At 46.2% G+C, this 11,653-nt stretch carries 10 protein-coding genes; 3 read left to right on the top strand and 7 right to left on the bottom strand.

Going from position 1 to position 11,653, the window contains the following annotated elements; translation table 11 throughout:
* Positions 1-2: 2 nt before the first annotated feature.
* Positions 3-743 carry a YdcF family protein gene (locus IT291_06920; GenBank protein ID MCC6220955.1) on the bottom strand — a complete coding sequence of 247 codons (741 nt, stop codon included), beginning with the start codon at positions 741-743 and terminating at the stop codon, positions 3-5.
* A 202-nt stretch (positions 744-945) separates the two neighbouring features.
* On the opposite strand from IT291_06920, the gene IT291_06925 reads away from it, so the two are divergent.
* From IT291_06925 to IT291_06935, 3 genes are all read left to right on the top strand, one after another.
* On the top strand, positions 946-2,922 hold the full coding sequence (locus IT291_06925) for a serine protein kinase (protein ID MCC6220956.1): 1,977 nt from the start codon (positions 946-948) through the stop codon (positions 2,920-2,922).
* 5 nt (positions 2,923-2,927) lie between these two features.
* Positions 2,928-4,139, top strand: coding sequence for a sporulation protein YhbH (gene yhbH / locus IT291_06930; protein MCC6220957.1), 1,212 nt, complete (start codon positions 2,928-2,930; stop codon positions 4,137-4,139).
* 67 nt (positions 4,140-4,206) lie between these two features.
* Complete coding sequence (locus IT291_06935; protein MCC6220958.1) at positions 4,207-5,664, top strand: SpoVR family protein; 1,458 nt, start codon at positions 4,207-4,209, stop codon at positions 5,662-5,664.
* Here IT291_06935 and ispD read toward each other — a convergent pair.
* The 6 genes from ispD to rpmI all read right to left on the bottom strand — a co-directional run bounded on the left by ispD (position 5,644) and on the right by rpmI (position 11,352).
* The gene (gene ispD / locus IT291_06940) at positions 5,644-6,411 is read right to left on the bottom strand and encodes a 2-C-methyl-D-erythritol 4-phosphate cytidylyltransferase (protein MCC6220959.1); all 768 of its coding nucleotides are present in this window, start codon (positions 6,409-6,411) and stop codon (positions 5,644-5,646) included. The two genes, IT291_06935 and ispD, sit on opposite strands and share 21 nt — an antisense overlap.
* Positions 6,412-6,439: 28 nt before the next feature.
* On the bottom strand, positions 6,440-6,934 hold the full coding sequence (locus IT291_06945; GenBank protein ID MCC6220960.1) for a CarD family transcriptional regulator: 495 nt from the start codon (positions 6,932-6,934) through the stop codon (positions 6,440-6,442).
* Positions 6,935-7,082: 148 nt separating this feature from the next.
* Positions 7,083-9,668, bottom strand: a complete 2,586-nt coding sequence (pheT, locus tag IT291_06950) for a phenylalanine--tRNA ligase subunit beta (protein ID MCC6220961.1) — start codon at positions 9,666-9,668, stop codon at positions 7,083-7,085.
* Positions 9,669-9,676: 8 nt separating this feature from the next.
* Complete coding sequence (pheS, locus tag IT291_06955; protein ID MCC6220962.1) at positions 9,677-10,678, bottom strand: phenylalanine--tRNA ligase subunit alpha; 1,002 nt, start codon at positions 10,676-10,678, stop codon at positions 9,677-9,679.
* Positions 10,679-10,717: 39 nt separating this feature from the next.
* Positions 10,718-11,074: a 50S ribosomal protein L20 gene (gene rplT / locus IT291_06960; protein ID MCC6220963.1), complete on the bottom strand. Its 357-nt coding sequence runs from the start codon at positions 11,072-11,074 to the stop codon at positions 10,718-10,720.
* Positions 11,075-11,157: 83 nt separating this feature from the next.
* On the bottom strand, positions 11,158-11,352 hold the full coding sequence (rpmI, locus tag IT291_06965) for a 50S ribosomal protein L35 (GenBank protein MCC6220964.1): 195 nt from the start codon (positions 11,350-11,352) through the stop codon (positions 11,158-11,160).
* Between the last annotated feature and the right edge of the window lie 301 nt (positions 11,353-11,653).

Raw genomic sequence — 11,653 nt, forward strand, 5'->3', positions numbered from 1 at the left:
CACTAATCAGCAGGCTCCTGCTGCAATTCTTCGGCGGTATCCACCACACCCTGAAATGTATACGTTACTTGAGACCACAGTTCCTTCACCAACGCCGCGTACTCATACCCTACCGCACGGCGATTGTTCCCAGACTTCCACCAGGTTTTAAACCCCTTTTGGGGCGCAGCAATTATACTAGCTTCAATGTCTGGCGCTACGCGGCGCCAAATCAGACTAACTCTTCTCGTATGACTGCTAGAGGTTACGAGTATCGCCGATGTCCAACCGGCATTTCGCATAAATCGACTAATAGCTTTTAACTCGTGATCAGTGTCAAAAGCATCCGGTGCATCGACCACCACGACCTCACTACCGCTAACCCCAAGACTGCGAAATGCCTTCTTGTATATGTCCCCATACCTAGGCCATTCAAAGTCCTTCGGAGCCCTAGTGGTAAATTTGCTATACGACAAACCACTTCCAAAAATAACCCTCGGCGCTAAACCCTGTTCCAAAAGGCGAGCCGCCTTAACAACTCGCTCAGGAGCTCCAGACGAAAGCAACACAATAATGGCATCAGCCGGCTTTGGCTCTTCATCCACTACGAGATAAGCCGACAGTAACCCTAAGGTATAATTGGGCGCTAACCAAACTGCCACGCTCAGTATTATTGAAAAAATTATTATATCTAAAAACGCCCCTCCAGCCTCTGACGAATAGTTTCTCGAGTTCCTTAGTGACATTAAGCTGCTAAAATTCACTATAAATTGTCTCCCAGTCTTTCAAATACCAACAACTTGACCGTTTGCTATCCTATTTGCAGATATTCTTGTCGAAGTGATTAATTGCTGTAACTATTAAACTATCAGTTACATCTCAAGCAGTATATAGTCCTAAGTGAGAAAGTATATTCCCGAGGCATTGACTGGGCTTAACTAATTAATAAAGAGGCACTGGCTGGCTATGGCAGAGCGAAACACTTCAGAAAAGGGTTCAACCGAGCAGTCGAAGGCAGTTAACCAATTTCAAGCAATAATTGAAAAAGATAGAGAGAACCGACAGCAAAGCAAGTGGAAAGGCAATTTCTTGCAGTATCTCGACGTCGTAAAGCAAGACGGCTCTATCACCCGTTTAGCTCACTCCCGGATGTACGAGATGATAAAATCCGCAGGAATTGAAGAAATAAATATCGAGGAAGATCCTAAACTGCTTAGGATTTTTAAGAATCAAAAATTGCGACAATTTAATTTCTTTACTGAAAAGTTTTACGGCATGGAGGGCACACTGGCCGCGGTGGTGCGGTATTTTCACTCGGCCTCACTTAAAGGCGAAGAGAGCCGACAAGTTCTCTACCTCGTAGGGCCAGTTGGTTCGGGCAAAAGCTCGCTAGTAGAGGAGCTAAAAAATGGACTGGAATCATTGGCTCCTTTTTATGCAATCGAAGGATGCCCCATGCAGGAAGAACCACTTCACCTAGTTCCTAGACATTTGCGAAGGGAATTTGAAAAAATGCTCGACATAACCATCGAGGGAGACCTATGCCCGGTTTGCCGCTACCGCCTAAAGTCCGAATTTAAGGGGAAGTGGGAGGAAATGCCCATAGTGACAATGGAATTTAGTCGGCGTGCGAGAAGGGGAATTGGCGTCGTTCCGCCAGTAGACCCAAACAACCAGGACACTAGTGTGCTCATAGGAAGCGAGGATATTTCGAAGCTAGACCTCTATTCAGAGGGAGATCCGCGAGTGCTTGATTTAAGTGGAGCCTTAAACATTGGCAATCGCGGAATGGTAGAATTCATTGAGGTTTTTAAGAACGAAACCGAGTATCTCCACGCAATGATTACCGCAACTCAGGAAAAATCCATCCCCGCACCTGGTCGACATGGAATGATCTACGTCGATACGGTAATCCTAGCGCACTCCAATGAGGCGGAATGGAAGAAGTTTAAGGCCGATCACACTAACGAAGCTATTCTCGATAGAATCGTCGTCGTCAAAGTGCCGTATAATCTTAGGCTTTCTGAGGAAGTGAAGATTTACAGAAAAATTATTCGCCAGTCGAATTTTACGGCAGACATTGCACCTCACACAATTGAGCTCGCGTCAATGTTTGCAATTCTAACGAGACTTGAGCCCACTAACAAGTGCGACTTAATAACGAAGTTAAAACTATATAACGGTGAAGAAGTCGTCGAAAAAGGAAAAACTAAGAAAATAGACGTTCAAGAACTGCGCGACGAAGCTAAACGTGAGGGAATGGATGGCATTTCTACGCGATTTATCATGAAGGCTTTAGACAATGCTCTTTCTGACAATATAGAGCATAACTGCATTCATCCACTAAACATGCGAGAGTCGCTAATCAATATGGTTAAAGCGGCCGATCTCCCCGAGGATACGAAAAAGTCCTATCTCGAGATCTTGAGAGACACCATACATAAGGAATATTTAGAAATCCTCGAGAAAGAAATAACAAAAGCTTTCGTCTACTCCTATCAAGAGCAGGCCGAAGCGCTATTTCAGCGATACCTCGACCATGCCGAGGCTTATGTAACTAAGACAAAAGTTAAGGATCGCAACACCAAAGAAGAACTAAATCCCGACGAGCCGTTCTTAAAATCGATCGAGGAGCAAATAGCAATCGTTGGCACAGCAGCGGACGGTTTTAGGCAAGAAGTAATTGCGTATTTGTGGTCCATTGGCCGCCGAGGCGAAAAGATTGACTTCGAGAGCTACGAGCCTCTTAAGGAAGCAATTGAGAAAAAGCTCATGACTAGCGTCAGAGACGTATCGCGCATAATTACTCGCGCGACGACGCGAGACTCGGAACAAAGCGAAAAATACAATGCTATGGTTCAGCAAATGATCGCTAATGGCTATCCGCCATCCTGCGTAGATGTGATTTTGAAATATGCTGCCAATCATCTGTGGAAAGATTAGGTAATATGGGCGCCATATTCAGACCGCATGTTTCTGGAGACCGGCGCTCGGATCGCAGCGCAAGAGATAGACAACGCCATCGCCAAAAAATACGAAACTCCATTCGCGATAACATAGCAGACATTATCGCTGAAGAATCCATCATCGGCCACGATCGCGACAAAATCATTAAAGTTCCCATCCGTTCCATTAAGGAGTATCGCTTCATCTACGGCGAGAATACGCCTGGCGTGGCACAGGGTAACGGCGACTCTAAACAAGGAGATGTAGTGCAAAAAGGAGGCGACGGCCAACCAGATGCTTCCGGCGAGGCCGGCAACACTCCTGGAGTGGATGCCTTTGAAACAGATATTACTCTGGACGAACTAGTAGATATAATGTTTGAGGATCTTGAACTTCCAGACTTGCAGCGCAAGGCTCTAAAAAGCATCCCCAGTCAACGAGAGTTTAAGCGCCGTGGCTATCGCAAGGAAGGCGTGCGTGCGCGCTTAGACAAGCGCCGAACGGCGAGAAGCAGACTGCGCCGAAAAATGGCTGTAACCAAGACTAGGGATCTCAAGCCGCAAGACAACCGCCGCTTCCCCTTTCATCACGACGACATGAGATATCGGCACGTGACTAATGATGTGACTTTTCAGTCTAACGCCGTAATCATGTGCATAATGGATACGTCTGGTTCTATGGGAACGGTAAAAAAGTACCTGGCGCGCAGTTTTTATTTTTTGCTATACCAATTCATACGCCTAAAATATCAGCAAGTAGAGCTAGTGTTTATCGCCCATCACACTGAAGCTAGGGAAGTCTCCGAGGAAGATTTTTTCCACAAGGTTGAATCTGGCGGGACTTACATTTCTTCTGGTTACTTAAAGGCGCTTGAAATTATCGAGGCCCGCTATCACCCCTCGCTTTGGAATATTTATGCTTTTCATTGCTCGGATGGAGATAACTTTTACAGCGATAATGAGCGCGCGCTTAATGCTGCGAGACAGCTATGCGATGCGTGTAATTTGTTTGGATATGGGGAAATTAAGCCCTCTGGTAGCGCGTATTATAGCGGCAGTATGCTGGAAGTTTTCGCCGGCATAGGTAAGGATAACTTTCACTCAATAGTAATTGAGAAAAAAGAAGACCTCTGGGATGGATTTCGCTCGTTCTTAATGAAAGACACCATCACCAGACCAGTTGTCGCTCCTACGGAAGGTTTAAAGACAGGTTAATAGCAATGATAGCTCGACTAAGGACATTCATTGCCTAATACGCTAATAGTTTTTGGTGCATGAAACAATGGCATTGACAATCGCAGAACTGCAAGAGTGGGACGAGAAAATTCGGGCTCTCGTTAACCGCTTTTGCTTAAAATGCTACCCGCAGGAGTTTGAGATCTGCGACCATTTCGACATGATAGGCTATATGGCCTATTCCGGCATGCCTTCTAGATATGCCCACTGGTCGTTTGGCAAGTCTTACGAAAAACAAAAAACACTATACGACTACGGCGTTGGCGGCCTACCCTACGAGATGGTCATAAATTCTAATCCCTGTTTGGCCTATCTCATGCGCGACAATACAGATCTATTACAAATTCTGACTATCGCGCACGTGTACGGCCACAACGATTTTTTTGCTAACAATTTTTACTTTACGTCCGTCATCGACGCGAAATACGTAATTGAAATGTTTAAAAACCACGCATCGAGGATTCGCGGCTACATGGAGGATCCTTCTATAGGCCAGGACGCCGTCGAGCACTTAATAGATTCGGCCCATGCTTTAAGTTTGCAGCGTTCGCGCAACCCGGGTTTTAAAAAACTAAGCCATGCAGAACAGCAGGAACGGGTTTGGCGCGATGCTCAACCTAGAGTGGACGAATACTCACACTTGCACCCACAATCGGAATACAAGCAGCCAGATTTGAGAAAAATCCCGCTCGAACCAGAGTCCGACATCTTGAGGTTCATTACTGAACACAATAGTCTATTAACGGAATGGGAAAAAGACGTCCTACACATAGTCGACAAGGAATCGGCTTATTTCATCCCGCAAATTGAAACAAAGATAATGAACGAAGGGTGGGCTAGCTACTGGCACCATAAGATATTGACTGAGCTCAATCTCTCACAGGGGTTACAGCTAGAATTCGTCGTGCGACACAATCAAGTTCTTCGCCCAACTCCTGGTGGTCTAAACCCCTATCATTTGGGCTTTATCATCTGGAAGGACATAGAAAGGCGATGGAATGAAGGGAATACGGGGAGGGAGTATAAAACTGAGAAACCCATTGAAAACTTATCTGCACTCGACGAGAATGATACTCCAGGTCGAAAAATGCTTTTTGCCGTGAGAGAAAGCGATAGAGATGTGTCGTTCCTGAGACGATTTCTCACAGAAGAAATTGTTCGAGATCTTGACCTCTTCCAGCACGAGAAGCGCGGCAAAGAGCGGGTCATAACTAAAGTTGCAGATGAGGAAAACTGGAAATCAATAAAAGAAAACCTAATCAAGAATGTCGGAATGGGCTCTATACCAACTATTCTCATTCACGATGCTGATTTCGAGCAGAAGCGCATTCTCTACCTCAAACACGATCACGATGGCCGAGATCTTCAACTGGAGTACGCAGAACATACGCTAAAACACCTACGCGCCCTGTGGAAACGCCAGGTCATTCTCGAATCAAATATAAATGGACGACGTTCAATGCTGAAATTAGTCGGCGATACGCTAAAAGTCGAAAGGATGTAAATTGCCATGTCGCGTGCTAACACCACGATGTACATCGGGTTCAATATTAAAGCCAAGATCATCTGGCGTTGTTATCTTAATATTTGTGCTTGAGCCATGGACCAAGCTCACCTTGACTAAACCGGTTCGCTCAACTATTTCGCTCTCGTCTGTACCAATAAAATTGTCCTTCGCAGCGCGAATTAAAGCTGTCTCAAGTAATGAATACACAAACACTTGTGGGGTTTGTGCCTCCCATAATTTTTCTCGCGCAAGAGTCCTTTCAACGACATTGGCATCACTCGAATACTTTACGGTTGCGCGAACTGGCATAGCCAATATAGCAGCGCGAGACCGAAATGCAGCTTCAGTAACGCTCTTAATCAACACAGGCGAGCAGAAAGGCCGCGCAGCATCATGCACCAGTACGAAATCTGCCTCATCACATTTTAGCGCCCTCACGCCATTAAAGACCGACTCCTGACGCGACAAACCGCCCTCCACCACCTGAGAATCTAACGACGGCGGGACTATTTCGGAAAGCATCTCGCGCGTGCACGCGTGATCTTCTGCTCTCGCAACCACGACAATGCCACTTGCCACGTCGGCTGCAACAATCGAAGCTAAGGTCTGCTCAAGAATACTTAGTCCATTTTTTAGAACTAGAAACGGCTTGGACTTTCCGCCTACGCCCTGCATTCGCTCGCTGCTTCCAGCCGCTGGGACAACGGCATAAACCTTCGGCGACTCATTACAGAAGGATGACACAGCTACTCATGCAATAAATAATAGATAGTTACTCCGCAAAGATTTGCTCAATCCGCGCCATTGCCTGCTCTTCGGAGCTTGCAAGCGATACAGAGATCTCTCTTGCAAGAAGGCCTTGGGCCGTATCGAGCATCCTGCGCTCGCCGAAAGAAAGCTCCTTGTCTCCACGCAATACGGATAAATCCCTGATGACTTTTGCTATTTCAAAAACGGAACCGGTTTTTAACTTCTGAGTATACTCGCGGTGTCGGCGATTCCACGTCTGCGTATCGACTGCTACATTGCGCTCGCGAAGTATACAGAAAACCTTCTCGATTGTTTCACCATCAGCGACTCCCCGCAAACCCACTGAATCTGCTTGGCTTACTGGAACCATGATTTTCATCCCCGTTTCGAGAATTGTAATCATGTAAAACCTCTGCTCAGAACCCGAGATCTTGCGGATTTGAATGGAATCGATTACGCCTACTCCGTGGGCTGGGTAAACAACCTTTTCGCCTTCCTGAAAACTAAGTGCGCTCAATTCTTTGTTCCCCCAATTCTAATGCAACGACTAGACAGCTATAAATAACTGAAAAGACTACTAAAACAGACTAGCTTATACACTATTATTTCTCAGTCGTCAAACGACCCCAATTCTCGCTTGACTACCTTTAGATCTAATCAAAACCCTATTGTCGCAAGCTATAGCCGTGGTTTTCCACGGACTTAACCACCAAATCACGCGCAGTTTTAAACTCATCCGGCAAAAGAGTTCGTTCACTTGAGCCAAAAGACAATTTCACTGACACGCTCTTTTCTCCTTCTGCAAGCGGCTCTCCGATGTACACGCTAAGGACATCAATTTTTTTTAGCAAACCAGATTCCAAAGAACCTTCGTATATAGCGCGTTCTAGCTTGGCGTAAGGTTCCTTCTTCGGCATAACGACCGATATTTCAAACAGCGCATCTGGATATTTTGCAACCGGAATGAACGAGTGAGTAGCATCTGCATCTAAAATCAAATCTTCCAAGCATAGCTCTGCAACGATAGCCCTGCCATCGCGAGATGCAACAATTCCTGGGGACACTTCCGCGATTACACCTATTGGCCTATCGCCTATCTTTAACACCGCGCAGCGATACGGATGCATCCATTTGCAATAAATACTTCTCGCGTCAGAACTGTTCTCGTTGCGCGCCAAAGTGCCCGCTGCAAGCGTGCCAGCTGCGAGAGAATGGGCTGAAATCGGCTCGACCATCAATTGTTTACGCGTGACTATAGCAGCAAGTCTCTTTACCAATGACAACAAAGAATAAAACTCTGCTCCCTCAAATATCTGAGGCTCGCTTAATGCCCCTAGGGAAACTTCATTTTGCTCAGCGCGGTACGCGACTACCAAGTTCCTTTTTTCGCAGGTGGGATAGTTTTTCTCATCGCCCTCGCAACATTTGCAGCCATTTTTATCTGAATAAACTCTACCCAATTCAAAAATAGATATATCGCCAAAAAAGCGGCTGTTCTTTTCGACATTGTCGACTATGCCGGGAACTAAACTCGTGCGAAGAAATTTTTCTTCTACCGACACAGAATTTATCAGTTCCACTGCGCGTTCTAGTGAATAACCCAAGCTAAGAGCCAACTCGCTATTTACGAAAGAATAGTTATACACCTCGCTAAATCCACACCCCGACAACAAATCGCGAATTCTGTATTCAAGCTCCTTTAATGTATCGCGCCGAGCGGCACTAGACTCTATATGAGGCGCTACCTCTGGAATATTTTCGTATCCATATATGCGCCCAACTTCTTCCACTAAATCTTCAGGCACAGTCACATCCTTCATAGCACGTTCATATGGGACTAGGACGTTGCACACATCTTCCGCCGCGGGATTGTCCGGAACGAAGCCAAGCGAGGTGAGAATTGAAATAATACTGCCATCGTCAATATCAGCGCCAAGTCTTCTTCTTACAAAATTGTATTCGAGCGGAATACGCACCGCCGCTGGCCTTTCGACAAAATCTTCTGCTACCTTACTAGCTATTCTGGAATTAGCGTCAATTTTCTTAATTAGTTCAGCAAATCGATGCAATGCTACGGGACACGCATAGGGCGAGCGATTTTTTTCGAAGCGATTAGACGCATCCGTTCGCAACTGATGGCGCTTTGCAGATTTGCGCGTTAGAACCGGCTCGAAATTCGCACTTTCTACGAAAATGCGCGTAGTAGTCTCGCTAACTGCCGAACCATCGCCACCAATTACAGCCCCAAGACAGATAGGCCCGCTTTCGTCCGCAATGACGACATCTTCATCGCTTAGCTGTCGCTTCACTGCATCTAGGCCGACAAATTCCTCGCCACTACGTGCTAGGCGAACGTTTATTGTCGTGCCAACTAATCGATCCATGTCATATACATGGTTGGGCTGACCGACCTCGTGCATGACATAATTACTCAAGTCAACTAGCAAATTGCGAGTTCCTGCACCAACCGCAAATAAGCGTCGGCGCAACCACAACGGAGATGTCGTGACACTCACATTTTCAATCTCTATCCCCATAAAGCGCCTACATCGACTAGCCGGATCGATGCAAACCCTAAAGCGGCTCGCGCGCGTACCTAAATCCCTTAACTTTCGGACACCATCGTCAGTATGGTCGGCATAATTGCTAAGGTTTAACTTTAGCTCCGCGCCTAAAATTGCGGCTAACTCGCGCGCAAATCCAAATTGCCCCCACAGGTCGGGCCGATGCGTTAGGGACTTATTGTCGATTTCGAGAACTACGTCTGGCCCATCCAAAACTGAAGCGAGCGATTTTCCCGCAAATTTTGCACAAGAAGAATCCAGCTCAATTATGCCTGCATGGTCAGTCGTAAGTCCCAACTCCGCCTCACTGGCTAAAAACCCCGAACTCTGAATCCCGGCAATGTCTCGCGCTTCAACTGTCTTTAGCTCGCGCTGATTAGCTGAATCGCAACATCGCGCCCGTGGTGGAAGATACGCCGTTATCAACCCCGCCACACAGTTCGGCGCACCGCAAACTACTTCGCAAGTCTTCTCTCCCAGAGATATTTTTGCCAGATTGAGTTTAGGGTTATGGGGATGCGGCAAGAGAGAAACTATCTTGCAGATAATTGCATCCTGCAAAGGCTCTCCCAACGTAAAGACGCTATCTACCTCGGCTACCTTGGTAGTTATGACATCGCTAAAATCCGCCATGGAAAGCTCGGCGAGATCCACGAAATCCATTAACCAGTTACGCGAAATGAACATTATAACACCTAAAACTGTTTAAGAAATCTAAGATCGCCACTCTGCAAATATCGAATATCATCAATTCCATAGCGCGACATGACGAGCCTACTTAGGCCTAGACCAAATGCAAAACCAGACCAGAGCTCCGGATCTAAACCGCCATATTCCAAAACTTTGGGGTGAATTAATCCACAAGGCAGAAGCTCTAACCAACGGCCGCGAAACCATATATCGAGTTCAAAACCCGGCTCAACAAAAGGAAAATAGCCAGGCCTCAAACGCACCTTTTGTTCGTTGCCAAAAATCTCCCTTAAAAGAGTTCTCATGAAGTAGATGAGATGTCCCACGTTGACCTCGCGATCGATCATCATCCCTTCCATCTGGTAGAAAGTATGCTCGTGAGATGAATCTACCCGTTCGCAACGAAAACACCGCCCCGGCGCTACAATGCGTAGCGGTGGTTTTAAGCGCTCTAATGCTCTCACTTGGATAGACGACGTGTGACATCGAAGAAGCTTTCCACAAGTAGTGTAAAAAGAATCCTGCATGTCTCTAGCTGGATGGGTTTCTGGAATATTAAGCGCCTCGAAGTTGTAATAATCGAGTTCAACTTCCGGGCCATCTACTACGCTAAAACCAAGGCCAACAAATATTGCTTCTAGCTCCCTCTGAACTTTTGTTAACGGGTGAATGGAGCCTTGCTCTTTTGTAGGGATAATAGCCTTTACTGGAAGGGAAACATCGATCCACTCGGATTGCAGTTGTCTATCAAGCGCCGCTTGAGCAAACTCATTTGCTCGTTCTAAAAATAGCCGCTCGAGCTCGTCTCTAGCGCTATTTAGAAGAGCTCCCAATTCTTTTCGCGCAGTTGGCTCAATACTAGCCAACTGCTTCATGAGGACTGTAATCTCGCCCTTTTTGCCTAAGAAACTGGCGCGAGCCTCATCTAGCGTGGATTTATCTGATACGGCAGCAATTCTTGTTTTAGCATGCCGCCTTAACTCGTTTACCGAGTCAGTAGTAAGCACTTTAGCAAAACCCTAACTTGGTGAATTTAATTATTTTCCTTAGACGCAAGCTTGTTTTCTTACGAGGTCGACTACAGCCATAAAGGTTTTTGGCTCGCGCGCGCCGAGGTCAGCCAGCATCTTGCGATCCAACCCAACTCCAGCTTTTTTTAGGCCAGAGATAAAGGACGCGTAGTTAATTCCGCAATCGCTTAACGCTGCATTAATGCGAGTGATCCACAGCCGCCTAAAATCGCGCTTTCTTGCCTTTCTATCCCTGTAAGCATAACAAAGCGCCTTCTCAACTCTCTGAGTTGTCTGGCGAATGGTATTTTTCGAGCGACCTCGAAAACCCTTCGCTAATTTAAAAATTTTCTTCCTTCTGTGGCGCGCCTTACAGCCTCTCTTTACTCTCATAATCCCTTCCCCTAAATCTAAAATTTAGCACAATTTTCCACCGAGGATTCCGGTAAACCCCCATGTTTTGTCACAAAAATTAATTAATATGGCAGAAGCCGCAAAACTCGCCCCATATCGCGCATATCTACAGAGGCTGGTTGGCGCAACTGGCGCTTTCGCGTTCTACTCTTTTTAGAAAGGATATGTCTACGATTAGCGCGGCCCCTAGCAATTCGCTGCCCTCCAGTTTTGTGCAAGCGCTTTGCCGCCCCTTTATTTGTCTTCATCTTCGGCATAAAAAACTCCAGATATCGCAAAATTAACGATAGTAATTAAGACCCCTTAATACCCGAGTGGGACACTCAAGATCTCTTAACAATATAAAATCTCTTAAAAAAGCACTTTACACTAGCACCAATTTATCAATTAGGCCAGCTATCAAAGCGCAAAAAATCGGCAATTTTGAGCCAAGGCTGAGTAGAAATGGTCTCTTGCAAGGAGTTTTGCAGAGAGATGAGATTTTAACCTTTTTAAAAATTTAACCGCACGCGCCCAAACGAGCACGCGTGCGGTCTTGGTAGGGAGGGCTATCTTAGC

The organism is Deltaproteobacteria bacterium (assembly GCA_020845775.1).
Taxonomy (GTDB): Bacteria; Bdellovibrionota_C; UBA2361; order SZUA-149; family JADLFC01; genus JADLFC01.